This window comes from Agreia sp. VKM Ac-1783 (genome assembly GCF_900177765.1).
GTDB lineage: Bacteria > Actinomycetota > Actinomycetes > Actinomycetales > Microbacteriaceae > Agreia.
Genome location: NZ_FXWI01000003.1, coordinates 1 through 22,842 on the forward strand (window position 1 = coordinate 1; position 22,842 = coordinate 22,842).

Below are 22,842 nucleotides of genomic sequence, written 5' to 3' on the forward strand. Positions count from 1 at the left end.
GTGCACATCTCCTCCGACGCCGCCGGCCTGCTGAACAAGACCTTCAGCACCGACGCCGTCAAGCCCGGACTCCTCGTCGGAATCGCCAAGATCACAGTCAACACCAAGTAACACCCCGCACAACCAGAATGGCCCGCCGCTTACGCGGCGGGCCATTCTGCGTTCTTCGCGTGCGCTAGTCGAGATTGACCTTCGCGTTCTCGCTGCCGCCGCCGACCGAGCCGGTCACCTTCGACTTCACGAAGCTGATGACGGAGGCGATCCGGCCCCCGGGGCTGTCCCAGTACTCGGCGCCGGAGGCGGAGAACTTGACGAGGGTTACGTTCGGGTCTTCCGGGCCGTCGGGGAACCACGCCTCCACGAAGGGGTTCCAGTACTCCTTGACCCGCGCCTGGTCGTCGACCTGTTCGGCTGTGCCGGTGAGCGACACCCACGTGTCGTTCGACGCGAACGAGACTCCGGCGACAGGGTTGACGGCGAGCTCGGCGACCTCGTGCGAGTCTCGGGCCACGATGAACCACAGGTCGCCATCGAACTCGGCCTCCTGAACAGTGAGCGGGCGGGCGACGAGCTCGCCCAACGTGTTGACGGTTGTGACCATCGCGAATCGGAACTCGCGGATGAGTTCGGCGACCTTGGCGACGTCGGCTGAGGAATCAGACATTTCTTCTCCTTCTGTGGATACTCCCAACCTTGCGGCAGTGCGCGAGTCCGCGACAGGGGATAGACTTGGACGAGCAAGGGGAGTATTCCCGCACGGCTGACTCGTCAGTACGGACCCATCGACGGGTTCCGGGCAGCCGGCCTTCACATCGTGAGGGTGGAAGAGACCTTGGTTCTTCTACACCCGACCGTGGAGTTACCCCTATGCAGATCACCCCTCTCGTCTGGCTGATCACCATCGCCGTGACGATCGCCTTCTTCGTCTTCGAGTTCTTCGTTCATGTGCGCAAGCCGCATGAGCCGACCATCGCTGAATCGGCCCGCTGGTCGGTCTTCTACATCAGCCTCGCCCTGCTCTTCGGGGTCGGCATCGGCATGGTCTCCGGCTGGAACTTCGGTGGAGAGTACTTCGCCGGCTACCTCACCGAGAAGGCCCTGTCGATCGACAACCTCTTCGTCTTCCTCATCGTCATGTCCGGTTTCGCAGTACCGAAGGCCTACCAGCAGAAGGTCCTGATGATCGGCATCATCATCGCGCTGATCATGCGCGGAGCCTTCATCGCCGTGGGTGCGACGTTGATCGACAACTTCTCGTGGATCTTCTACATCTTCGGTGCGCTGCTGCTGGTGCTGGCCTACCGCCAGGCGTTCAGCAACCACGAGTCAGACCCGGCCAACGGCAAGATCGTGAAGTTCGCGCGCAGGGTGCTGCCGATCACGAACGACTACCACGAAGACAAGATCACGGTGAAGATCGACGGCAAGCGCTTCTTCACCCCGATGCTTCTCACCATCGTGGCGATCGGCTTCATCGACCTGGTGTTCGCGGTCGACTCGATTCCTGCCATCTACGGTCTCACCAACGAGGCCTACATCGTCTTCACCGCCAACGCGTTCGCGCTCATGGGCCTGCGCCAGCTGTACTTCCTCATCGGCGGACTGCTCGAGCGCCTGGTCTACCTCGCCCAGGGCCTCGCCGTCATCCTCGCCTTCATCGGCGTGAAGCTCGTGTTCCACGCACTGCACGTCAACGAACTGCCGTTCGTGAACGGCGGAGAGCCCCTGCTGTGGGTTCCCGAGATCCCCATCTGGTTCTCGCTCGTCTTCATCGGCCTCACCATCACCGTGGCGACGGTACTCAGCCTGCGCAAGACGCGCGGAGACGCCCGTCGCGACGAGGTGGCCGTTGCCGAAGACGTCAAAGAGGGCAAGCTCTAAGCGCTCAGCGAGTTCCGGATGCGCGACACGATGATCGCGCGTGCGTCACGCCCGATACGGGTCGGCAGCAACGGGAACACGTGCACCTGGCCGACACCCTCGTGAAAGTCGAGTTCGACCCCGGCGTTCGCCGCTTTCTCTACAAGGAGGCGGGCGTCGGGGTTGAGCACGTCGCGCGTTCCCGAGAACAGTGTGATCGGGCCGAGCCCGCTCAACTCGCCGAACAGCGGACTCACCACGGGATCGAGCAGGTCTTTCTCGCCCCGCCAGTACTCGGCGAAGACCTTGCCGCCGGGCGTCGCCAACCACGGGTCGGTGGGCTGCACCCGAGGAATCTCGGGGTTGCCCCAGGTGAGGTCGAGCGCGGGGGAGATCAGCACAGTCTGCCGGAGGGTGACGCCGTGCGAGTCGCGCAGCGCGAGCGCAGCCGACAACGAGATCTGGCCACCGGCGGAGTCGCCTCCGATGGCGGCGCTGCCATAGCGGTCGATGTTGTCTCGAACGAGGTCGACGACCTTCGACGTGACGTCGGCGGCCGTGCCGAACGGAATCAGGGGGTAGATCGGCACGGTCACCGTGGTGTTCGACTCCACCGCGATCTGAGCCGCGAGGTTCCAATGCTGGCTCACGATCTGGTTCACCCAGCCGCCGCCATGAACGTAGACGAGGCTTCCGACCGGCGTTCCGACGCGCGGCGCGACCGTATACACGGGCCAGCCGTTGCGCAGGGCGACGTCGACCCGAACATCCGGATGCAGCTGGCCGGGCGGGGCATACGACGTGGGCCTGAGCGATCGGGCACGGACGTGCCGCCGCGCCTCGGCGGCCGAGACGAAGTTGCGGTTGGCGCGCACGAGTCGCAGGGCAGGAGCGACGATGCCGCTCGGAACGGTGACCATGACCCCTATTGTCGTTGGCGTTCCTGTGCTGCGGCGTCGAGGCCTCGCAGGTAGTCTGCGTTGCCGCGAAGAGCCGGCTCGTACCGGTCGATGTCGGGTGAGTGGATGCGGTCGGCCGCCAGGGTGAGCAGCTCGGCGACCGCCGCATCGCTTCTCGACGCCGCATGCAGCGAGAGTGCGAGGAACACCCGCAGCGAGTCGGAGTCGGGGTAGTCGGAGCACGCCTCTCGGAGAACCGCTATCGATTCGTCGAAAAGTTCGAGGTTTCGCAGAGTGCTGCCGTATTGCAGTAGGCAGCGGCGCCGCGTATCGCCCTGCAGCCCCGCAGCGAGCGCGCGTTCATAGAACCCGCGGGCGCGTTCCTCGTCGCCGGCGGTGTCGTAGGCGCCGCCGACCTCGTAGATCGCCTCGGGGCTGTCGGGGTATCGAGCGAGCAGCTCCGTGAAGTACGCGATCGTCGGAGCCATATTGCTTCGGTCTCGGCGCGCATACCCCTCGGCGATGGCCTCATGAAGCGCCTCTTCGTCAGCTGAAGGCAAGAGCCTCGCCCGTCTCGAGCAGCGATTTGAGGCTCGAGAGCACCATCGGCCATCCGTCGGTGACTCCGGCCAAGATCGCGCTGCCCGACGTGAATCCGGCGTGCGTCACCGTGAGCTTCGACTGGGCGCCGAACGGCTCGATCTGGAACGTCGCGGTGGAACGTTCCTCGGCCGCCATGGAGGCGCCGAGATCGTCGTCGTCGCCCACGGCGAGCACGAACTCGTCGGTGATCGTGTGCCAGGTGAACGAGAGGCGGTGCGGAGCATCGGCTTCGAGGACCACCTGCTCGGGGTCTGCGATCGTGACGCCGGCGACCTGCCAGGTCATGCTCGACCCGGCCATCCAATCGGTGATCTGGGTGACGCCCCAGAACTGGCTGGCCGATGAAGGATCGGTGAGCGCCTGCCAGATGCGCTCTGGCGTGGCACGAACGTAAATCGTGTAACTGAAGGATTCGGCCGGCATGCTGGCCAGATTACCGCCCTCGACGTAGCATTCCGCCATGAGAATCACGAGTCTGCAGCCCGGCGAGATCTTCGTCTTCGGCTCGAATGCAAACGGGCATCATGGCGCGGGTGCTGCCGCCCAAGCGCAGCGCGACTTCGGAGCCGTCTGGGGTGAAGGCCACGGATTGCACGGTGAGTCGTACGCGATCGACACGATGAGCGGGCTCGACGTGATGGGCAGGGAGATCGACACCTTCGTCGAGTTTGCCGAGACGCGCCCCGACCTCACCTTCCTGGTCACCGAGATCGGATGCGGCATCGCCGGCTACACGCCAGCCGATGTCGCACCGCTTTTTCCGCGAGTGCCACTGAACGTGCGGCTGCCGGAGTCGTTCGTTCGGGAGCTCGACCCGAGACGGTAGGTACAGTGGAGTGGTGAGTTACTCCAGTTCATCGGCGTCGCCCTCGGGGCGTGAGGGGGTTGTCGGCAGTTCTCTTGCCGGCATCAGATAGCCCCGCTTCCCAGCCGCACGCGATCATCGCGCGCGGCCAAGCGGCGTGCTTTCTCCCGCGCCGTCCGAATGAACATCTGCTCGTGCTGCTCTGTGCCGCCGGCCGACTCTGATTGGCGACTCACCATGTTTTCTCTGAACGACACAACCATCCGCGACTCCTTCGTGAACGCGTCGCGCAAAGAGCTCTCCGACCTCACGCTCCCCGCGGGCTTCGCCGAGATCGACTGGGCGAAGCTCGACTACCTCGGCTGGAACGATCCGAAGCGCCCCCGCCGCGCGTACGTCGTCGTTCCGGTCGGCGACGTCGCGGTCGGCGTGCTGCTGCGGCGGGCCGACACGAAGCCCGCATCTAGAGCCCAGTGTTCCTGGTGCCAGGACGTGCAGTTGCCCAACGACGTGGTCTTCTTCAGCGCTCGTCGCGCCGGTGCAGCCGGGCGCAATGGCGACACCGTCGGCACGCTCGTGTGCTCGGAGTTCGAGTGCTCCCGCAACGTGCGCAAGCCTCCGGCGATGGCGTACATCGGTTTCGATGTGGAGGCCGCGCGGCTCGACCGCATCGCATCGCTGCAGACCCGAGCGGCGACCTTCGTCGACGACATCCGCGCGACCGCCTGACGCAGGGCGGGGCATCCACTTGGCGCATATCGACGTTCCCGCGCGTGGGGGTCGATATGCGCCAAGTGGCAGCGGATGTCAGGCGCGGGTGCGGTGCTCCTCGAGCATCTCCGCGAGCATGCGGTCGTGCAGCTCGGATTCCGACGAGTCATTCGGGTCCATGCCGAAGATCCAGGTGAGCCCGCGGAGGCCTCGATTGTCGATGCCGATGAGGGCGATCGAGATCGTCTCGTTCGGCTGCGCCTCGCCGCGCGCCCAGGCGAGGGTCTCGGTGAACGTCGCATCCGAGACGTCGACCGTGCGCACCGCACGATCAGGCAGGGTCGCGAAGTAGACCCGAAAGCTCGATTCGTGCTGCTCCCAGGTGCTGTCGCGCTCGTCGGAATCCACGATGTTCATGCGGTCGAGCCTAGAGCGGCGGCGGCCGGCAGACGTACCCTAGCTGCACGAGACAAGGAGGTCGCCGTGACGATATCCCGCCTGCTCGCCCAGATGACGGTGAGCGATTCTGCGCAGTCCATTCCCTGGTATTCGCTGCTATTCGGTCGCGGCCCCGACGCGCATCCGATGGACGGCCTCGTCGAGTGGCACTTCGCCGACACCTTTGGTGTGCAGGTGTGGGTCGAGCCCGAGCGAGCCGGCACCTCGTGCATGGTGCTCGACGACGACGATCTGGATGCTCGGCTCCGGCTGCTCGACGTCGCCGGCATCGAGAACGGCGGCATCAGAGCCGCGTCATCCTCGCGGATACTGCCCGTCGTCGACCCCGACGGCAACCGCATCGTGTTCACGGGCGCCTGACGCCTGTTTTCAGTCGAGCCCGCAGCGTGCATCGGAGCATTCGAGCACCGTTCCGGTCCACCGTGGATGGTCCGTGTCGGCACCGACGCGTCGGCCGCCCACGGCGATGACGGGTCTCTGATCGGCAGCCAGGCCGAGTGCCAGGCCGCTCGCGAGGTACAAATCGTCATCGAATTCCAGCGTCGCGAGGCGTGTGGATGTCGAGTTCGTGCACAGTTTGTCGACGCACGAGAGAAGGTCGAGCGAGCGGCTCTGGACATCGACTCGAGCGATCAGCGGCCTGCCCGTCGCGTCGATGGCGAACGTCGGGGTGCGCATCTGCGAGATCAGAGTGTCGCGGGATAAGGACGACTGGTCTGAGGGAATGTTCAGACCGGAGGGAATGTCAGTGGCGTCGTACTCGGCGCAGTCCACCGTGAGGCAGGTGAACATGCGCATGTCTGTCTGACTCTCTGCCCGCGAGAGGATGACCGGCATTCCGTCAGCGCCGCGCTCGATGCGCGCTCCGAACGTCGTGTCGTAACTCGTATCGTCGGGATCGGTCGCCGATGTTTCGGGTGTCTCGATGCGTGGCTCGGAGCTGACGCTCGCGGAGATCACGCGAAGGGGAACGACGTCGGGATCGCGTGAATCGCGGGCATCGACGAGGGTGACGACGGCCGTTCCGTCAGCCATGACGGCGACATCGAGCGTCGCCACGGTCGACTCGCCACCTCTCCAGCTAACAGGAACGCGCCGCTCCGTCGACGTCGTGCATGCATCGTCGTTGCAGAAGTAGATCAGTACATCGGTGTTGATCGAGTTCAGACCGGGCCGCGCAATCGCGGCGATGACCGGATGGTCGCCATCGGTCGAGATTGCCGCTGCCGTGAGTCGCCGATTGCTGCGCGCATAGACCGAGTCGCCTCCTGAGAAGTACGCGTCATAGCCAGACAAGACTGTGCGGGTGCCAGGCACAGCGTCGCCCTTCGGCGGAGCATCCGGTGATGATTTCGTACCCCATGCCTCTAACTCGTCCGCATCGGACGCCAAAACCTGCAGTTCGAAGCGGTCCGGTGTGGAACCCTGGCCCTTCTGCGGCATCCACTGTGCGAACAGCAGGTGATTGTCAGGCGTGCCTGCAATGCCTGACCCGAGGATGGATCCGGGTTCGAGCTCCACGGAGCACTCTGATGCGCCGCAGAAAGTGACGGTGGTCTCCTCGCCACCGAGCACGCTGAGGACACCGGACCGGTCGCCGACGGCGGTGATGTCGGCGGAATCCCACACGACTGGAACCGTCGCAGCTGAGTACGACGCGAATCCCCACGGGTTGACGAGCGCGAGCGGCGCCGCGAGTAGCGCGGGAACCAGCAGCACGACCAACCCGACGAGCGCACCCGCGCGGGTTCCGGCATCCGATTTCTTCTCTGCCCACGAGAACGCGGACAGGGGAACGATGGGCTGGGTGCCGACGCGGGCGCGCGATTCTTCGCGAACGATCACGGCGCGAACCGCGACGGCGGTCAGAACCAGAACGAGAGCGGCTGGCACGACGATGCCGAGGGCGACGGCGACCATAGCGGAGAGCAGCGACTGGGGCATGAGCCCGGCGAGCAGCCTGAGACCCACGCCGAGACCGCCAACGACCACGGTCGCGATGATCAGGTTGACTCTGGGCGTGCGCTCTTCGGCGCGTCCTGAGACAACAACTTTGCCGGAGCGCCATCCGCGCGCGAGAGCCTGACCCCACGAAGTGCTGCGCAGAACGAGCTGCGGCCACGCCAAGAGCAACGGCGCGACCACGATCAGAACGATGAGGGCGACAACGAGGCCGCCGATCGCCCAGAGAGGCGCGATGACGAGGGCGACGGATGCGGCGACGGCCGCGACGGCGACGGCGAGCGCGCCTGCGAACGCGAGCGCGACGAGGCCGGGACGGCGGGCGGCACGATTCCAAGCCGCAAACGCCGGGAGGCTGGAGTCGGTGGTATTGGCGATGAGGGAATGTGTGGCGGCAGTGATGCCGAAAGCGTGACCCGCGCACAGCAGGATCGAGGCGATCGCGGCGGCGAGGAGCTCCTCGGGTGTGCTCACCAGCTCGGTGAGGTTCGCGTTCACGATCACGAGGGAGTCGCGTGGCACGATCGACAGTCCGATGACAGTCGCCACGATGGCGGCCACGATCACGGGAACTCCGTAGGCCAGCACCGGAGCCGGCGACAGCAAGACCAGCGCCCATGCGCGGGGCGGTCCGTACATGCGACGGGCGGCATCCCGAGCGGCTTCGGCGGAGCGCTCTGGCTGGTCCGGAGCAGGCGCAGGCTCGGGATGGGGCGTGGTCTGTGAGGCGGAGTCTGGCACCTAAAGCACACTAACAGTGGCCGAAAAGGCTCCACAGGGGGAGAACTCCCCATACCCCGCATACGATTGAAATGGTGCAGACAGAACCGAACCAGCCCATCGCATCCACCGAACCCGGGTTCGTTCGCGTGCGCGGCGCCCGCGAGAACAATCTGCGCGACGTCGACGTCGACGTGCCGCGCGACCGCATCGTCGCCTTCACAGGAGTGTCGGGATCGGGCAAGTCGTCGCTGGCTTTCGGCACCATCTTCGGCGAGGCGCAGCGCCGCTTTCTCGAGTCGGTCGCGCCGTACGCACGTCGTCTGATCGCCCAGGGAAACACTCCCCATGTCGACGAGATCACCGGACTACCGCCCGCCGTCGCCCTGCAGCAGCGGCGCGGAGCCCCCAGCTCGCGCTCGACCGTCGGCACCCTGACGACGCTGTCGAACCTCCTGCGCATGCTCTATTCGCGGGCGGGCACCTACCCCTCGGATGCGACGGGCCGGCTCGAGTCGGATTCGTTCTCTCCGAACACGGCGGCCGGCGCCTGCCCACGCTGCCACGGACTCGGCATCGCGCACGATGTGACCGAGACGACGGCCGTGCATGACCCGGGCTTGAGCATCCGAGACGGAGCCATCACCGCGTGGCCCGGAGCCTGGCAGGGCAAGAACCTGCGCGACGTGACGGCGGGCCTCGGCTACGACATCGATCGCCCCTGGCGCGAACTGTCGCAGAAAGACAGGGATTGGCTGCTCTTCACGGATGAGCAGCCCGTGGTCGAGGTGACCCCGCAGCGCGATCGCGTGGCGAAGCCCTACAAGGGGCGCTTCTGGAGTGCCAAGAGCTTCATCATGCACACCCTCGCCGACTCCAAGAGCGAGGCCCAGCGCAACCGGGCACAGCGCTTCGTCGAGACCGCACCCTGCTCGCTCTGCGGGGGCAGCGGCCTCACACGGGCGGCGCTCGCGGTGACCTTTGCCGGGCACAGCATCGCCGAGCTAAACGACATGCCCTTCGCCGCGCTCGCCGACGTGCTGCGCCCGACCGCCGAGCTGAAGACGGCGGCAGTCGCACGTTCCGACCGCTCGTCGGGCGAACTCACCGAGGTCGCGGTCACCATCGCCTCCGACCTGCTCGCCCGCATCGAGGTGCTCGTCGGTCTCGGACTCGACTACCTCGGCCTGAGCCGCGCGACTCCCACGCTGTCTCCCGGCGAGATGCAGCGCCTGCGCATCGCCACCCAGCTGAGATCGGGTCTCTTCGGCGTGATCTATGTGCTCGACGAGCCATCGGCCGGGCTACACCCCGCCGACGCCGAGCCCCTCATCACGGTGCTCGAGCAGCTTCAGGCCTCGGGCAACTCGGTCTTCGTCGTCGAGCACAACATGGATGTCGTGCGCCGAGCCGACTGGGTCGTCGACGTCGGCCCCGGGGCCGGTTCGAGCGGTGGATGCGTGCTGTACAGCGGGCCTGTCGGCGGACTCGCCGACGTCGAGGAGTCGGTCACGAGGCCGTTTCTCTTCGCCTCGTCGGCTGACGCGCCGCCGCGCCGCGTGGCACGCGAGCCCCAGCGCTGGCTGGGCCTTCGCGCGGTATCGCGGCACAACATCCAGAATCTGGATGTCGACATACCGTTGGGCGTGCTCACAGCGGTCACCGGGGTATCGGGATCGGGCAAATCGAGCCTCGTGGGCGGCGTGCTGGCCGAGAAGGCGCTGGCCGACGATGCCGTCGATCGCGTCGTGCAGGTCGATCAGAAGCCGATCGGGCGCACACCGAGGTCGAACCTGGCCACCTACACGGGGCTGTTCGATGCCGTGCGCACGACCTTCGCCGCGACCGACGAAGCGCGCGAGCGCGGTTACGACGCTGGTCGCTTCTCGTTCAACGTCGATGGCGGACGCTGCCCCACCTGCCTCGGCGAGGGCTTCGTCTCGGTCGAGCTGCTCTTCCTGCCGGGAAGCTACGCGCCCTGCCCAGACTGCGGCGGCACCCGCTACAACGCAGAGACCCTCGAGGTGCGTTACCGCGATGCGTCGATCGCCGATGTGCTGGCGATGACCGTCGACGAGGCAGCAGGCTTCCTCGGCGATGTCGCCGTCGCGGCGCGCAGCCTCGACACTCTGCGCAAGGTGGGGCTCGGATACCTGCGCCTCGGGCAGCCGGCCACCGAGCTGTCGGGGGGCGAGGCTCAGCGCATCAAGCTCGCGACCGAACTGCAGCGTGCCCGACGCGGCCACACGCTCTACGTTCTCGACGAGCCGACGACCGGGCTGCATCCGGCCGATGTGCGCCTGCTCGTGGCACAGCTCAACTCGCTGGTGGATGCCGGCAATACTGTCGTGCTCGTCGAGCACGAGATGAGCGTGGTCGCCGATGCCGACTGGGTGATCGACATGGGCCCGGCCGGAGGCGATAAGGGCGGAAGAGTCGTGGCGGCGGGAACTCCGGAGGTGGTCGCCGCGAACGGCGACAGCCGCACTGCGCCCTATTTGGCCGCGGCGCTCGGCTCGGTGCTGGCTTCGGAGATCTCTTCGGTCTGAGGTTCGTCGAGCTCGTTGGTGTCGTCGGGGGCACGCAGTCGGGCGAGGAGATGTTCGATGGCGAAGCCGGCGGGAGAGTTTGGCTCGCACACGATCACGTTCATAAAGAGGCCACCGGGCACATCGAGTACCTGGAACGGAAGCTCGACCCAGCCGTAGCCCTCGACGAAGTTCGGCGCGAGTCCAGACGAGAACGGCCGTGCCTCATGCCCTTGCCAGAGCTCGCGGAAGTCGGCGTCGGGCATGAGTTGGTCGACGATCTGCTGCAGACGAGGGTCATCGCAGTCGGCGTGGAAGCGGAGCGCCGCCACGGTGTCGCGAGCTGTGTCGCGCCAGCGTTCGTTCGTTCGATTCTCGACAGGAGTCTCGAACATGATCACGACGTAGTTGTTGCCGGGCACGGCGTAGCCGGGCGAGAGGGCGGCTGCGAGAGTGTTCACGAAGATGATGTCTTGATTGCGGTCGAAGATGACCGCTGCGGTTCCTGCCCACTGGTCGAGCAGGGTACGCAGGAGCTCGCCGACCTCGTGATGCGGCGTCTGCGGACGTGCGTCGGAGGGCGATGGAAGAGCGAGCCTGTAGAGGTAGCTTCGACCGCTGTCGTCGAGATCGAGCGCTCGGGCCAATGCCTCGAGCACCTGCTCGGAGACGCGGTGGTTCTGCCCCTGCTCGAGCCGCACGTAGTACTCGAGGCTGATTCCCGCTCGCTCGGCAACCTCTTCGCGACGCAGACCTCGCACACGGCGCTGAGGATCCGGCGGATATCCGACGTCTTCGGGCTTCAGGGCGGCGCGTCTCGCGCGGAGGTATTCCGCGAGAACCACCTGCTTCGCCGTCATGACTCCAGCATAGAAGAATTCTGGAGCGAGCATGCAAGAAATGTCGATATGGTCATGCGTGCGGCATGTTCCGGGTGGCACTCCCAGGGTCATCCTCAACTCGCCCCGCCAGGCCTAGTCTGACCAATGGGCCCGGCCGCGGGCATCCCGCCGTGCTGATTCAGGAAGCGAGACCATGTCGCAGATCGACCAACGACTCACCGCCTTGGGCGTTGAGATCCCCCAGCAAGCCGCGGCCCCCGCGGGTGCCTATGTTCCCGCCACCATCAGCGGAGCCCTCGTCTACACGGCTGGCCAGCTGCCTTTCATCGACGGGAAGCTTCCGCTTACGGGCAAGGTCGGCGGAGCCGTGAGTGCTGAGGATGCGCATGACTTGGCCCGCACTAGCGCGATCAACGCGCTCGCGGCGATCGCCGCCGTGCTCGGTTCGCTCGACCGCATCACGCGGGTCGTGAAGATGACGGGCTTCGTCGCATCCGACCCGTCGTTCACGGGGCAGGCAGGCGTACTGAACGGCGCCTCGCACCTTCTCGGAGACATCTTCGGCGACGCCGGCGTGCACTCCCGCAGTGCCGTGGGAGTAGCCGTGCTGCCGCTCGACTCGCCCGTCGAGGTCGAGCTCATCGTCGAATTCGACTGACTACAAACCCATCCACACAAAGGAGAGAATCATGACTGAAAATCTGACCGTCGTACTCGTGCACGGAGCCTTCGCGGAATCCGCGAGCTGGAGCGGGGTCATCGCCGCGCTTCAGGCGAAAGGCGTCGACGCGTTCGCCACACCCAACCCGCTGCGCAGCGTCACGACGGATGCCGACAACGTGCGCCGTGCCGTCGAATCCGTCGGGGGTCCGGTCGTTCTCGTGGGCCACTCGTATGGCGGAGCCGTGATCACCGAGGCCGCCGTCGGCACCGACGTGGTCAAGGGTCTCGTCTATGTCTCGGCGTTCGCGCCCGACCACGGAGAGAACTCGCTGCAGCTCACCGGCCAGTTCCCCGGCTCTACCCTCGGTGAGACGGTTCGGCCATATCCCCTCGGCGACGGAACGAACGACCTCATCGTCGACCGCGAGCTGTTCCCGCAGCAGTTCGCCGGAGACGTTCCCCTCGACGTGGCGAAGATCTCGGCCGCGACCCAGCGAGCCATCCGCGACTTCGCCCTGGGTGAGCCTCAGCCGGCCGCGACGCCCGCCTGGAAGACGCTGCCGTCGTGGTTCATCTTCGGTTCGGGCGACAAGAACATTCCCGTCGAGGGAATGCGCTTCATGGCCGAGCGTGCCGGTTCGCTGAAGACGGTCGAGCTCGACGGAGCGTCGCACTCCAGCATGGTTTCGCACCCGGATGCCGTGGCCGAGCTGATTCTGGAAGCGGTCGCTCACCTCTCCTGAGGCGCGGATCGCTGGTCGGGGCACGGTCGTGGACGAAGGAATTTGTCGGGAAAAGTTATTGGCACTCTCGGTAGTCGAGTGCTAATTTAGTTCTCACAAGTTGAGTCAAGTCGACTCAGGTTCACGGAAAGGGGAATCCTCATGGCAATGTCTTTTGATCCTTTCAGCGAGCTCGACCGCATCGCCGGCGACCTGCTCACGTTCCGCCCCGGGCCCAAGTTCATGCCCGTCGACCTGTACCGAGACGGCGATCAGTATGTTCTGAACGCCGACCTGCCGGGCATCGACCCGGGCTCCGTCGATGTCGACGTCGACGGACAGCTCCTCACCATCCGGGCCAAGAGAACCGCCGCCGCGCACGAAGGTGCCAAGTGGCTTGCTCAGGAGCGCCCGAGTGGCGACTACCTGCGCCAGTTCAGCCTGGGTGACGGGGTCGACTCCGAGAAGATCTCGGCGAGCTACGACAACGGCGTGCTCTCTGTCATCATCCCGGTGAGCGAGCGGGCCAAGCCTCGCAAGATCGAGGTCAAGGCGGCCCAGACTACCGACGAGCAGAAGACTCTCACCGTCTGACAAGAACCGACAAGAAAGGGGCGGGCCTGAAGGCCCGCCCCTTTTCTGTTGTGCTGTGCCTACGAGCGCTGGGTCAGCTAGATGTTCCCTCTGCCGTGCGCTCCTGCCCCTCGAGATGTGCGAGATCGAAGTGCGCATCTCGGAACTCCGGAGTGTCGGGCAGAACCAGACGGAGCTCCGAGATCGGCGCGATCGAGACGTGACCAGACGTGAGACTCAGGTCGAGCAGATGGCCGCCATTCTTCCGCGCGTCATCGACATAGTGCAGGTGATAGCCGGCGACCGAGATAGCCGCCTCGAATTGCGGAGTGCGAAAACCCGCGATCGTGCCCTGAGTTGTCTCCAACGTATTGATGGCCTCATGCGCCGTCGCATCCGTCAACGGCGGGTACGGCTTGTGCTGCTCGCCCACAGTGCGAGTCGTCAACGACGTGAATCGTCCATCGATCCGCACAGCGACGGGAAGGTTCTCACCTCCCGTCAGCTCGTCGATCTGGCGCGTCACGTCGGCCAGGGTGGTGGTCTTGCTCACATCGAAGCCCTGTGTGCCGGCGAACGTCATCACGGCGGCGAACGGGGTCTTGTCGGTGTCGGATGCGACCTCGACGCTGCCGTCGTCGCGGAGGTGGTAGCAGACGCCGTCGATGACGACCATCTCCCCATCGAGGTGATTGAAGGTGCCGAGGCCGAAATCGCCGTGGGTCAGGAGTTGGCCGACGGTGACGTCACCGTCGTAGAGACCTGCGAGCAGGGCGGCCATGGTCGAGGTCTGGTAGACGGCGTAGTCGTCATGGGTGTCGACGCGGTGGATGGCGACGCTCATTCGAACGAGTCCTCGTCGAGGTGAGCCGCGATATCGGCGTTACGGCTGTAGTCGACGGCGATGTCGATGATCGATACGCCGTCTTCAGCGAGCGACTCGCGCAGTGCTGCCTCGAACTCGTCGTAACCGGTCACTCGTCGGCCTGTGGCTCCAAACGCCTTGGCGAAGCTCACGATGTCATAGTCGCCGAGCTCGATTCCCGACGTGCGGCCGTACTTCAGCTGCTCCTGGAACGCGACCATGTTGTACGTGTTGTCGCGCATGATGATGTGCGTGAACGAGACGCCGAGGCGTGTCGCCGTCTCGAGCTCCTGGGCCGAGAACAGAAAGCCTCCGTCGCCCGAGACCGAGACCACCTGCGTGCCCGGTCGCACCAATGCCGCGGCTATTCCCCAGGGGAGGGCGACACCGAGGGTCTGCTGGCCGTTCGAGAACAGAAGGTGCCGCGGCTCGTAGACCCTGAAGTGCCGTGCCATGAAGATGTAGTTCGATCCGATGTCGCACGCGACCGTGGCGTCATCGTCGAGAATGTCGCGCAGCAGCAACACGAGGCGCGACGGATCGACGAGCCCCGGGGCGGCTTCGGCGGTGCGCGCTCGCTCATCGATCGCCGCCAGTTCACGGCGTTGCTCTTCGGCTCGAGCAGCCGCGGTCTCCGACAGCTTGAGGCCCGAGATCGCCGGGCGCAGCGCGTCGATCGTCGCCGCGACATCCCCACGGAGTTCCAGGCTCGGACGGTAGTGGTTGTCGTACTGGGCGGGCACGGAGTCGATGTGGATGATTCGCCGCGACACGTCGGAGTTCCAGATCACCGGGTCGTACTCGACCGCGTCGTAGCCGACGGCGATGACCAGATCGGACTCGTCGAGCGCGAGGTCTGCGGGCTGGTTCTTGAACAAGCCGACTCGACCGAGGTAATGATCTTCGAGTTCGTGCGATACGAGTCCCGCCGCCTGGAACGTCTCGATGACGGGCAGCTCGGTCTCGCTGAGCAGAGCACGAAGGGCACGGGTCTCGGCGATGTCGGCACCGCGCAGACCCACGAGCAGTACCGGACGTTCGGCAGACCTGATGAGTGCCGTCGCCACATCGATGTCGGTCTGCGACGCCGCTCCGAGTCTGGGGACGGGCAGGGCGCTTCCTCCGGCCGAGGCGGGGGATGTCGCCGCTGCCATAACGCTCGCCGACAACACGACCGCGGTGGCGCCTCGTGGCGCTGTCGTGGCTGCCCTAAACGCGTTGACGACCGCCTCGGACACGTCGTCGGGATCGGTCGACTCGACCGTCGACTTCGTCACCGTCGCGAGAAATGCGGCCGCGTCCATCGACTGGTGCGTGCGCTTCAATCGGTCCGAGAGCTGAACCGCTCCGGCGAGCGCGACGACCGGATCCTGCTCGGTATTCGCTGTGAGCAGACCCGTGGCCAGATTCGTCGAGCCGGGCCCCGACGTGACGAGCACGACGCCGGGAACACCCGTCAGCCGACCGACGGCCGCGGCCATGAACGCCGCATTCTGCTCGTGGCGGCACACGATGAGCTCGGGACCTTCGTCGTTCGTGGCATCGAAGACGGCATCGACCTTGGCGCCGGGGATGCCGAAGATGTACTTGACGCCGGCTGACGACACGATGTCCAGTACGTGATTAGCGCTTCGAGATTTCTCGATCGCGTTCATGGATGATCTCCTCTTGCCTCGTCTGAATCGGGACGCCGACCGCCCGGATGCCAGAAAACTACCGGCGGGCCAAGCCGGTGTCACTGGACGGATGATGCAAACGGATCCGTATCTTGTCGAGACTCCTGAGCGGCGACCGGGGTTTCATCAGGCTTCTCTGGGGGCCTGCCCAGAGCGGTCGTGCATGCTGTGATGCCAGACCGTTCTACTGAAAGGCCCGAGATGAGCACCCTCCAGCGACTGATGAAAATGGCGTCGAAGGCACTCGACGGGTCTGGGCAGAGCAAGACCTCGGGTTCCGGATCGACCGACTGGCGCGATCTCGTGCGCACCGCCGCCGACAAGGTGACGGGCGACGCGCGCAACCCATCCGCTCAGCCCGGCAACGCGCATCCGGTGCCGTCGCGTGTTCAGGATGCGCCGGTGCGCGACGCGCCCGCGTCGCCCGCGCACGACATGCCCGTCTATGGCACGCCCTCGGGCGCTTCCGTTCAGGATGCGGCCGGGCCGGCGGCGTCGACCCCCGAAGACCGTGCCGCGATCGCGCGCTACGACTATCTGCTGAAGACCGCGATGCCGGAGCAGCTCGAGCAGGTGCATCGCGACGCGTTCGCGAGGCTCACGCCCGCGCAGCGCCAGCAGGTCGAGTCGCGTCTGCGTGATGAACTGCCGGCATCCGAGCAGCCCGTGTCGTCGTCACCCGACGACTTGGCGCGCTCCGCCGTTCGCGGCGAGGCCCACAAGCCCGGCTTTTTGCGCGGACTGTTCTCGAAGCCCGCGGCGGCAGGCGCCGCGAGTGCTGCAGCCGGAGTCGGAGTGGGCGCCGTCGCGGGTGCTGGAATCGGCGTCGCCGGTGGGCTTCTTGCCGCGGTCGCCGGTGGTGCCGTGCTCAGTAGCGTTGCGGGGCCTCTGCTCGAACAGGCGGCAGGAATGGGCATCGACTTCGACGCGCTGGGCGGTCTCGAAGGCGGTCTCGACGGGCTCGAGGGCGGTCTCGGCGACATGGCCTCCGGCGCAGGCGAGTACGCGAGCGGCATCGGAGAGCACCTCTACGGGCTCGGCTCCAACATCGAGATCCCTGGCCTCGGCGACCTCGGAAGCCTCTTCGGGCGCGACTAGTCTCGCTACCCGCGCTACAACTCAGGCAAAACCGCCGTGCCGCGGGCGAAAACCACTGAATTGGTCAGGTCGACCTGAGTTGTAGCGCGTCACCCGTGCCAATCTGGAGTCGTGACCGAACTTCTCGTCGTTTTGGTGCTCGCTCTCGCCGCGATCGCGGCATCCACCATGCTCGGACCGCGGCTGGGCGTCGCCTCTCCTCTGCTACTTGTCGCGATCGGTGTGGGGGCGAGCTTTCTGCCGGTCTTCGCCGAGGTCGAGATCGAACCGGAGTGGATTCTGGCGGGCGTGCTTCCGCCCCTGCTGTACTCGTCGGCCGTATCGATGCCGGCCATGAACTTCCGCCGCGAGTTCGGTGCCATCAGCAGCCTGTCGGTGGCCTTGGTGGTCGTCAGTTCGGTCGTGCTCGGCGTCTTCTTCATGCTCGTCATCCCCGATCTCGGCTTTGCGTGGGGCGTGGCGCTCGGCGCGATCATCAGCCCGACCGATGCCGTGGCGACGTCGATCGTGAAGCAGACCTCGGTGTCGAAGCGGGTCGTCGCGATGCTCGAGGGCGAGAGCTTGCTGAACGACGCCACCGCCTTGGTGCTGCTGCGCACGGCGATCGTCGCCACGGCCGCGTCGTTCTCTCTCTGGGGAGCCGTCGGCACCTTCGCCTACTCCGTCGTGGTCGCTGCGATCATCGGAATCCTCGTCGGATGGGGAAATCTCGTGGTGCGCCGACGCGTCACCGATCCGACGGTGAACACGGTGATCTCGTTCGTCGTTCCCTTCGTGGCGGCCGTTCCTGCGGAGCTGCTCGGCGCATCCGGTCTCGTCGCGGCTGTTGTCGCCGGACTCGTCACAGGCATCCGCGCCCCGCGCTATCTCTCGGCGCAGAACCGGCTGTCGGACTCTCAGAACTGGCGCACGGTCGAGCTGGTTCTCGAGGGAGCCGTCTTTCTGACGATGGGCGTGCAGATCTCGTCGATCGTGGCGAATGTCGAGCGCGACCACGCGGGAGTCTGGACAGCGGTGCTCGTCGCTGCGGGAGCGCTCGTGCTCACGATCGTCGTGCGTGCCGGCTATGTGGCGCCCTTGCTCTGGGTGCTCTCGACACTGCGCAACCGCAACGAGAAGATGCAGGGCAGGCTGCTCGAGATGCGAGAGAAGATGAGCACGCCCGAGGGGGCGGAGCAGATGTTCGGCGAGATGAACGGGCGGCGGCGCAGGGCATCCGACAATCAGATCGAGCGGCTGGGTCGACGCGTCGTGCAGACGCTGGCCGACATCACCTACTTCCGCAATGCGCCGCTCGGGTGGCGGGATGGCACAGCCGTCGTCTGGGCCGGCATGCGCGGGGCCGTCACGGTCGCGGCGGCGCAGACGCTTCCCGAGGACACACCCCAACGGTCAGTGCTCGTGCTCATCGCATTCGCGGTGGCGGTCATGTCGTTGCTCGTGCAGGGCGGAACGATCGGTCCGTTGCTGCGCGCGGTCGCGCCGAAGGTCGACCAGGCCGCCGTCGACGCGCAGACGACCGCCGAGCGGACCAGGCTCATGCAGCTCTTGAAGACGAGCGCCGAGGCTGTTCCTCCGGGGCCGCCGGTCGAGCGGTCGATCAAGGGGTTCATCTCGTCGAAGCAGCACGAGCTGGCGGTGATCGACGCCCAGAGGACCGCGCTGCTCGAGGCCAGAGACCACGGCACCTTCGACGCGGACGTGCTCGCCTATGCCCTGCAGATTCTCGATGCATCCCAGATCGCCCTCGAGATGCGCGGTGGCCCGAAGGGCTGAGTCGAGTGGACGCGTTCAACAGGATGGATCGGCGGCACGCCGCGCTCGCGAACGTGCCACGCCGGCGGACGCGCAATCCATCCTGTTCAACCTCAGGCGAACGCTAGCCGAGCTGCTTCAGCGCCTCGATGGTTCCGCCCCAGTTGTGTGAGGAGATCGCGTCGGCAAACGTGGAATCGCCGCGACCCGTGCCCAGCTTCTCGCCGGATGCGTCGTCGACGACGTCGACACGGTGGCCCTTCCCGGGGCCGTCGCCGCTACCCTCTTCAACGAACTCGATGCGCAGAGCGCGTCCGTCGAGGCGGCCTGTGACCACGGCTCCCGTCTCGGTGTCATTCGAGCTGTCGGTCATGAAGGGTCCTGCTCCCAGCGTGGCGAGCGATTCGTTGACCTGGTTGATGAGTGACGACGTGTTCATGGTTCTCCTTGTCGTGAGCGAGGCCCCAGGCTAGCGGCGCACCCACACGCATAGACAGGCCTTGACGGCGCAGGATCAGCCCGCGTCGCGCTTCTCGTGGGCGTCGCCGAGCCCCTTCATCGTCTCCATGTCGAGGGGCATCGAGGTGTGCTCGTGGGTGATCTTCCACTGGCCGTCGCGCTTCTCGAGCACCACCGTCATGCGGTTCATCATCGAGTCGACCTGCTCGCCGTCGGCAGTGACCTCGGCGTAGCGAACGGCGGCGTGTGCTGTAGCGAGGTCGTCTCTCACCGAGGTGACGACCTCGGTGAACCGCGCCTCACACAGCTTGTCGCCGAGGCTCTCGAACCACATGGTCACCATCGGTCGCCACGCATCGACGCCGGCGAACTCCCACATTCCCCAAGCATCGAAGACGAGGGTGTCGTCGGCGTAGAGGCCGAGGAAGCGCTCGACGTCTTTGGCCAGCACGGCCGACGTGTAGTTCTCGAACAGAGTGGTCACGGGGGTGGATTCAAGGGGCACGTGCTTATCCTGCCGTTCGGTAGCGGATCATGGTGAGCGGGCCGAAGATGGCGACCAGCCCCGCGCACCACAGGAGTGTGATGCTCAGCTCGCCCGACGCATCCATGCCGCCCATGAAATCGCGCACGGCCGTGACCAGGTGCGACACCGGGTTGACCTCGACGAAGGCCCGCAGCCAGTTCGGAAGCGTCGACGGTTCGATGAAGATGTTGCTCGCGAAGGTGAGCGGGGTGATCACGAGCATGCTCACCCCCATGACTGCGCCAGGCGTTCGCAGCACGAGCGCGAAGAACGTCCAGAGCCAGCTGAAACTGAACGCGAAGACCAGGATCAGCAGCACTGCCATGAGTACTCCGGGGACACCGCCCTCGGGGCGGTAGCCCAGCGCCAGCCCGAGCGCGATCGTGACAGTGGCGGAGATCGTGTAGCGCACAGCGTCGCCGAGCAGCATGCCGACCAGGGCCGACGGTCGCCAGATCGGCAGGGAGCGGAAGCGGTCGAACACGCCCCGATCGATGTCGGTGCGCAGCGTCGACCCCGTGTACATCGTGATCATGATCACGCCCTGCACGAGCAGGCCAGGCAGCACGTACTGCAGGTAGCCGCCGACGCTTCCGGCGATCGCCCCGCCGAAGAGGAACGTGAAGAGCAGGGTGAACATCACCGGGAAGACGGTGACATCGAACAGCTGCTCGGGCACGTGCTTGATCTTGAGCAGCGCGCGCCAGCCGAAGGTCAGCGATGTCGACAGTGGGCCGGGCGGGGTGGGGCGCTCGACGTCTGCCAGCGCCGACCGCATAGCGGCCGCGAGCGACTCGGCGCTCGCGGGTGCGACGTCGGCTCGTTCGGCGAGCTTGTCGAGACGGGTCATGCTGCGACCTCCTCGTCGCTTGTGCTCTCTGAGGTGTGGCCCGTCAACGCGAGGAACACCTCGTCGAGCGAGGGCTGCCCGAGTGAGAACTGAGCCAATTCGATCTTCTCGGCAGCTAAGGCCGTGAGCGCGGATGTCACGATGCCGGGGTCGGCGACCGTCGCGCTCAGCGCTGCGGGGTCGGCTTGGTCGCGAATCTCGACGCCCAGAATGCGATTCAGAACCTCGGATGCCCGTGGCCGGTCCGCCGGATTCATCACTCGCACGTGCAACGCCCCGTTGCCCACCTTCGCCTTGAGTTCGCTCGACGTGCCCTCGGCGATGACCTTGCCGGCATCGATGACGCTGATGCGGTCGGCCAACTGGTCGGCCTCGTCGAGGTACTGGGTCGTCAGCAGAACCGTCGTGCCCGATGAGACCATCGCCCTGATGATGTCCCACACCTCGTTGCGGCTGCGCGGATCGAGGCCTGTGGTCGGTTCGTCGAGGAACAGTAGCTCGGGGATGACCACGATGCTCGCGGCGATGTCGATGCGGCGACGCATGCCGCCGGAATACTTCTTGACCTGCTTGTCTCGCGCATCCGACAGTCCGAACGCCGTCAGCAGCTCATCGGAGCGCCGTGTGGCGCGAGCGCCGGTGTAACCGAAGAGGCGGCCGATGAGTCGCAGGTTCTCGGCACCGGTGAGGTCTTCGTCGACCGAGGCGAACTGGCCGGTGAGACTCACTCGGCGACGCACCTCGTTGGCGTCGGCGACGACGTCGCGGCCGAGTACTCGTGCGGTGCCGGAGTCTGGTCTGGTGAGGGTGGCGAGCATGCGGATCGTTGTCGTCTTTCCTGCGCCGTTCGGCCCGAGAAAGCCGTGCATGCCTCCGCGAGGAATCGCCAGGTCGATGCCGTCGACGGCGACCGTCTTCTTGAACGTCTTCACGAGCGCGTGGGTCTCGATGGCGAGGTCGGTCATGCTGCGCTCCTGATCTGTCGACGGCGACGTGTCTATTCCTAGTAGGAATATACCTATCAGGAACCTATGGTTATGTCCATGGTTAATTCCGCTCTGTCGACCACGGCGTACGCGCTGCTGGGCCTGCTCGTCTTCGACCGAGAGAATCCCGAGGGCATGACGGGTTACGAGCTCAAGCAGCGGGCGGACTTCACCCTGCGCTATTACTGGGTCAGCCCGGCGATGAGCCAGATCTATACCGAGCTGCGCAAGCTGTCCGAGGCAGAGTTCGTCGAGACGGCGCCGTCGGATGGCCCGGCGCGGTATCGGGTGACCGAGCTCGGCGAGGAGCAGTTGCAGACCTGGCTGTTCCACGGCGAGGTCGGCTTTCCCATCCTCAAACACCCGGTCGCGCTGCGCCTTCTGATGGGTCGCTTGTCGACGCCCGAACAGCTGGGCAGCATGCTCGAGGGGCATCTGGATGACCTGGCCGCGCGCCGGGCCGACCTGCAGGGTGTGCGAGACATGCTCGGCGACGAGCACCGGGTGCGCTACGCCGCGATGGTCGCCGATTGGGGTCTCGCCTACTACGACAGCGAGGCGCAGATCGTGGCCGGGCTGCGAGAGCGCCTCGACGGAATGGACTGACGGAGGCTACTCCGCCAGCGCCGCGAGCTCGGCCATCACACGAGGGTGAGCGAGCACCCGAAAGTGCCCGCCCGTGTCGAGTCGCACGTTCTTGGCGCCGACCAGTTCGCTGCCTGCCGGAACGTGCGGATCGAACTCGCCGTAGACCGACACGATGCGATTATTGACCGTCTCGTCGTGGGCCAGGGCCAGGATCGTGGCGTTCTTCGGTGAGAAGATGCGCAGGCTCGGCAGCACCATCAGGCGCGCATAGAACGATCCCCCGAACGGAGCGGCGACGGCCAGCATCGAGTCGACGCGCGCGGCCTCGGCGCCCGCACTCATGACGTACTTGCCGATGAGCCCGCCCTTGCTGTGCGACACGACGACCACGTCATGAAGACCGTGCTCGGCGAGGAACGCCGACACGACATCGGCTGCCTCCACGACAGGGCGGTCGTTCCAGTTGAGCGCGTCGACGACGTACACCGGATGCCCTCGGTCGTGCATCGCGCGGATCAGCGGCTGCATAAAGCGCCAGGTCTCGTACACGCCGGGGATGACGACGATCGTGCGCGCCGATCCCGACTGAAACGATCTCGGATCGGTTCGGCCGATGAGGGCCCTGGTCTGCCAGTAGAGGGCGTAGGCGTAGTCCCGTGCCCACCACCCGGCGATGCGAAGAGCTCTCATCG

At 65.9% G+C, this 22,842-nt stretch carries 25 protein-coding genes; 11 read left to right on the forward strand and 14 right to left on the reverse strand.

Annotated elements, in window-relative coordinates; all coding sequences use genetic code 11:
- Window positions 1-175: 175 nt before the first annotated feature.
- Window positions 176-664, reverse strand: a complete 489-nt coding sequence (locus CCK87_RS09705) for a pyridoxamine 5'-phosphate oxidase family protein (RefSeq protein ID WP_086461271.1) — start codon at window positions 662-664, stop codon at window positions 176-178.
- A gap of 203 nt (window positions 665-867) precedes the next feature.
- Here CCK87_RS09705 and CCK87_RS09710 point away from each other — a divergent pair, with 203 nt between their 5' ends.
- Window positions 868-1,881, forward strand: a complete 1,014-nt coding sequence (locus tag CCK87_RS09710) for a TerC family protein (RefSeq protein WP_086461272.1) — start codon at window positions 868-870, stop codon at window positions 1,879-1,881.
- Here the strand turns inward: CCK87_RS09710 and CCK87_RS09715 are convergent.
- From CCK87_RS09715 to CCK87_RS09725, 3 genes are read right to left on the reverse strand one after another with little or no spacing between them, the layout of a single operon-like run.
- A complete protein-coding gene (locus tag CCK87_RS09715; RefSeq protein WP_086461273.1) occupies window positions 1,878-2,780 on the reverse strand; it encodes an alpha/beta hydrolase in 903 nt (300 codons plus the stop codon). The genes CCK87_RS09710 and CCK87_RS09715 overlap by 4 nt on opposite strands.
- Before the next feature lie 5 nt (window positions 2,781-2,785).
- Window positions 2,786-3,319, reverse strand: coding sequence for a tetratricopeptide repeat protein (locus tag CCK87_RS09720; RefSeq protein WP_086461274.1), 534 nt, complete (start codon window positions 3,317-3,319; stop codon window positions 2,786-2,788).
- Entirely contained in the window at window positions 3,306-3,785 is a 480-nt protein-coding gene (locus CCK87_RS09725; protein WP_086461966.1) for an SRPBCC family protein, read from the reverse strand. Before CCK87_RS09725 ends, CCK87_RS09720 begins: the two co-directional genes overlap by 14 nt.
- 37 nt (window positions 3,786-3,822) lie before the next feature.
- Here CCK87_RS09725 and CCK87_RS09730 point away from each other — a divergent pair, with 37 nt between their 5' ends.
- On the forward strand, window positions 3,823-4,188 hold the full coding sequence (locus CCK87_RS09730; protein ID WP_086461275.1) for a hypothetical protein: 366 nt from the start codon (window positions 3,823-3,825) through the stop codon (window positions 4,186-4,188).
- A 216-nt stretch (window positions 4,189-4,404) separates the two neighbouring features.
- Window positions 4,405-4,896 carry an FBP domain-containing protein gene (locus CCK87_RS09735; protein ID WP_086461276.1) on the forward strand — a complete coding sequence of 164 codons (492 nt, stop codon included), beginning with the start codon at window positions 4,405-4,407 and terminating at the stop codon, window positions 4,894-4,896.
- Between the two features lie 78 nt (window positions 4,897-4,974).
- On the opposite strand, the gene CCK87_RS09740 is transcribed toward CCK87_RS09735, so the two are convergent.
- On the reverse strand, window positions 4,975-5,295 hold the full coding sequence (locus CCK87_RS09740) for a hypothetical protein (protein ID WP_086461277.1): 321 nt from the start codon (window positions 5,293-5,295) through the stop codon (window positions 4,975-4,977).
- Window positions 5,296-5,361: 66 nt separating this feature from the next.
- Here CCK87_RS09740 and CCK87_RS09745 point away from each other — a divergent pair, with 66 nt between their 5' ends.
- The gene (locus CCK87_RS09745) at window positions 5,362-5,697 is read left to right on the forward strand and encodes a glyoxalase (protein ID WP_086461278.1); all 336 of its coding nucleotides are present in this window, start codon (window positions 5,362-5,364) and stop codon (window positions 5,695-5,697) included.
- Window positions 5,698-5,706: 9 nt separating this feature from the next.
- Here CCK87_RS09745 and CCK87_RS09750 read toward each other — a convergent pair whose 3' ends face one another.
- Window positions 5,707-8,040, reverse strand: a complete 2,334-nt coding sequence (locus tag CCK87_RS09750; protein WP_140162804.1) for a hypothetical protein — start codon at window positions 8,038-8,040, stop codon at window positions 5,707-5,709.
- A 71-nt stretch (window positions 8,041-8,111) separates the two neighbouring features.
- On the opposite strand from CCK87_RS09750, the gene CCK87_RS09755 reads away from it, so the two are divergent.
- On the forward strand, window positions 8,112-10,568 hold the full coding sequence (locus tag CCK87_RS09755) for an excinuclease ABC subunit UvrA (RefSeq protein ID WP_086461280.1): 2,457 nt from the start codon (window positions 8,112-8,114) through the stop codon (window positions 10,566-10,568).
- Here CCK87_RS09755 and CCK87_RS09760 read toward each other — a convergent pair.
- Window positions 10,514-11,407, reverse strand: coding sequence for a helix-turn-helix transcriptional regulator (locus CCK87_RS09760; protein WP_170927226.1), 894 nt, complete (start codon window positions 11,405-11,407; stop codon window positions 10,514-10,516). The two genes, CCK87_RS09755 and CCK87_RS09760, sit on opposite strands and share 55 nt — an antisense overlap.
- A 175-nt stretch (window positions 11,408-11,582) precedes the next feature.
- On the opposite strand from CCK87_RS09760, the gene CCK87_RS09765 reads away from it, so the two are divergent.
- The 3 genes from CCK87_RS09765 to CCK87_RS09775 all read left to right on the forward strand — a co-directional run bounded on the left by CCK87_RS09765 (window position 11,583) and on the right by CCK87_RS09775 (window position 13,368).
- Window positions 11,583-12,047 (forward strand): RidA family protein, encoded by a 465-nt coding sequence (locus CCK87_RS09765; protein WP_086461282.1) that lies wholly within the window; start codon window positions 11,583-11,585, stop codon window positions 12,045-12,047.
- 31 nt (window positions 12,048-12,078) lie between these two features.
- Window positions 12,079-12,795, forward strand: coding sequence for an alpha/beta hydrolase (locus tag CCK87_RS09770; RefSeq protein WP_086461283.1), 717 nt, complete (start codon window positions 12,079-12,081; stop codon window positions 12,793-12,795).
- A gap of 141 nt (window positions 12,796-12,936) precedes the next feature.
- Entirely contained in the window at window positions 12,937-13,368 is a 432-nt protein-coding gene (locus CCK87_RS09775) for an Hsp20/alpha crystallin family protein (protein WP_086461284.1), read from the forward strand.
- A 73-nt stretch (window positions 13,369-13,441) separates the two neighbouring features.
- Here CCK87_RS09775 and budA read toward each other — a convergent pair whose 3' ends face one another.
- Both budA and alsS read right to left on the reverse strand, forming a co-directional pair.
- Window positions 13,442-14,191, reverse strand: a complete 750-nt coding sequence (gene budA, locus CCK87_RS09780) for an acetolactate decarboxylase (protein WP_086461285.1) — start codon at window positions 14,189-14,191, stop codon at window positions 13,442-13,444.
- Window positions 14,188-15,867, reverse strand: coding sequence for an acetolactate synthase AlsS (gene alsS, locus CCK87_RS09785; RefSeq protein ID WP_086461286.1), 1,680 nt, complete (start codon window positions 15,865-15,867; stop codon window positions 14,188-14,190). The genes budA and alsS overlap by 4 nt, the downstream gene beginning before the upstream one ends.
- A 222-nt stretch (window positions 15,868-16,089) precedes the next feature.
- Between alsS and CCK87_RS09790 the strand changes: the two genes are divergently transcribed.
- Window positions 16,090-16,986: a hypothetical protein gene (locus tag CCK87_RS09790; RefSeq protein ID WP_086461287.1), complete on the forward strand. Its 897-nt coding sequence runs from the start codon at window positions 16,090-16,092 to the stop codon at window positions 16,984-16,986.
- A 111-nt stretch (window positions 16,987-17,097) separates the two neighbouring features.
- On the forward strand, window positions 17,098-18,762 hold the full coding sequence (locus CCK87_RS09795) for a cation:proton antiporter (RefSeq protein ID WP_086461288.1): 1,665 nt from the start codon (window positions 17,098-17,100) through the stop codon (window positions 18,760-18,762).
- Between the two features lie 103 nt (window positions 18,763-18,865).
- On the opposite strand, the gene CCK87_RS09800 is transcribed toward CCK87_RS09795, so the two are convergent.
- The 4 genes from CCK87_RS09800 to CCK87_RS09815 all read right to left on the reverse strand — a co-directional run bounded on the left by CCK87_RS09800 (window position 18,866) and on the right by CCK87_RS09815 (window position 21,541).
- Entirely contained in the window at window positions 18,866-19,180 is a 315-nt protein-coding gene (locus tag CCK87_RS09800) for a hypothetical protein (RefSeq protein WP_086461289.1), read from the reverse strand.
- Window positions 19,181-19,255: 75 nt separating this feature from the next.
- The gene (locus CCK87_RS09805) at window positions 19,256-19,705 is read right to left on the reverse strand and encodes an SgcJ/EcaC family oxidoreductase (RefSeq protein ID WP_086461290.1); all 450 of its coding nucleotides are present in this window, start codon (window positions 19,703-19,705) and stop codon (window positions 19,256-19,258) included.
- Between the two features lie 4 nt (window positions 19,706-19,709).
- Complete coding sequence (locus tag CCK87_RS09810; protein WP_086461291.1) at window positions 19,710-20,576, reverse strand: ABC transporter permease; 867 nt, start codon at window positions 20,574-20,576, stop codon at window positions 19,710-19,712.
- Entirely contained in the window at window positions 20,573-21,541 is a 969-nt protein-coding gene (locus CCK87_RS09815; protein WP_086461292.1) for an ATP-binding cassette domain-containing protein, read from the reverse strand. The genes CCK87_RS09810 and CCK87_RS09815 overlap by 4 nt, the downstream gene beginning before the upstream one ends.
- Window positions 21,542-21,619: 78 nt before the next feature.
- Between CCK87_RS09815 and CCK87_RS09820 the strand changes: the two genes are divergently transcribed.
- On the forward strand, window positions 21,620-22,168 hold the full coding sequence (locus tag CCK87_RS09820) for a PadR family transcriptional regulator (protein ID WP_170927227.1): 549 nt from the start codon (window positions 21,620-21,622) through the stop codon (window positions 22,166-22,168).
- Between the two features lie 6 nt (window positions 22,169-22,174).
- Here the strand turns inward: CCK87_RS09820 and CCK87_RS09825 are convergent, their stop codons facing one another.
- Window positions 22,175-22,840, reverse strand: a complete 666-nt coding sequence (locus CCK87_RS09825; RefSeq protein WP_086461967.1) for an alpha/beta hydrolase — start codon at window positions 22,838-22,840, stop codon at window positions 22,175-22,177.
- Window positions 22,841-22,842: the final 2 nt, after the last annotated feature.

Excerpts from the sequence above, each read along its gene's own strand:
- CCK87_RS09725 (WP_086461966.1), bottom strand. The coding sequence starts at position 3,785 with ATGCCGGCCGAATCCTTCAGTTACACGATTTACGTTCGTGCCACGCCA.
- CCK87_RS09735 (WP_086461276.1), top strand. The coding sequence starts at position 4,405 with ATGTTTTCTCTGAACGACACAACCATCCGCGACTCCTTCGTGAACGCG.
- CCK87_RS09765 (WP_086461282.1), top strand. The coding sequence starts at position 11,583 with ATGTCGCAGATCGACCAACGACTCACCGCCTTGGGCGTTGAGATCCCC.
- CCK87_RS09810 (WP_086461291.1), bottom strand. The coding sequence starts at position 20,576 with ATGACCCGTCTCGACAAGCTCGCCGAACGAGCCGACGTCGCACCCGCG.
- CCK87_RS09730 (WP_086461275.1), top strand. The coding sequence starts at position 3,823 with ATGAGAATCACGAGTCTGCAGCCCGGCGAGATCTTCGTCTTCGGCTCG.
- CCK87_RS09760 (WP_170927226.1), bottom strand. The coding sequence starts at position 11,407 with ATGACGGCGAAGCAGGTGGTTCTCGCGGAATACCTCCGCGCGAGACGC.
- CCK87_RS09705 (WP_086461271.1), bottom strand. The coding sequence starts at position 664 with ATGTCTGATTCCTCAGCCGACGTCGCCAAGGTCGCCGAACTCATCCGC.
- CCK87_RS09825 (WP_086461967.1), bottom strand. The coding sequence starts at position 22,840 with ATGAGAGCTCTTCGCATCGCCGGGTGGTGGGCACGGGACTACGCCTAC.
- CCK87_RS09755 (WP_086461280.1), top strand. The coding sequence starts at position 8,112 with ATGGTGCAGACAGAACCGAACCAGCCCATCGCATCCACCGAACCCGGG.
- budA (WP_086461285.1), bottom strand. The coding sequence starts at position 14,191 with ATGAGCGTCGCCATCCACCGCGTCGACACCCATGACGACTACGCCGTC.
- CCK87_RS09710 (WP_086461272.1), top strand. The coding sequence starts at position 868 with ATGCAGATCACCCCTCTCGTCTGGCTGATCACCATCGCCGTGACGATC.
- CCK87_RS09715 (WP_086461273.1), bottom strand. The coding sequence starts at position 2,780 with ATGGTCACCGTTCCGAGCGGCATCGTCGCTCCTGCCCTGCGACTCGTG.
- CCK87_RS09820 (WP_170927227.1), top strand. The coding sequence starts at position 21,620 with ATGGTTAATTCCGCTCTGTCGACCACGGCGTACGCGCTGCTGGGCCTG.
- CCK87_RS09790 (WP_086461287.1), top strand. The coding sequence starts at position 16,090 with ATGAGCACCCTCCAGCGACTGATGAAAATGGCGTCGAAGGCACTCGAC.
- CCK87_RS09740 (WP_086461277.1), bottom strand. The coding sequence starts at position 5,295 with ATGAACATCGTGGATTCCGACGAGCGCGACAGCACCTGGGAGCAGCAC.
- CCK87_RS09775 (WP_086461284.1), top strand. The coding sequence starts at position 12,937 with ATGGCAATGTCTTTTGATCCTTTCAGCGAGCTCGACCGCATCGCCGGC.
- alsS (WP_086461286.1), bottom strand. The coding sequence starts at position 15,867 with ATGAACGCGATCGAGAAATCTCGAAGCGCTAATCACGTACTGGACATC.
- CCK87_RS09770 (WP_086461283.1), top strand. The coding sequence starts at position 12,079 with ATGACTGAAAATCTGACCGTCGTACTCGTGCACGGAGCCTTCGCGGAA.
- CCK87_RS09815 (WP_086461292.1), bottom strand. The coding sequence starts at position 21,541 with ATGACCGACCTCGCCATCGAGACCCACGCGCTCGTGAAGACGTTCAAG.
- CCK87_RS09800 (WP_086461289.1), bottom strand. The coding sequence starts at position 19,180 with ATGAACACGTCGTCACTCATCAACCAGGTCAACGAATCGCTCGCCACG.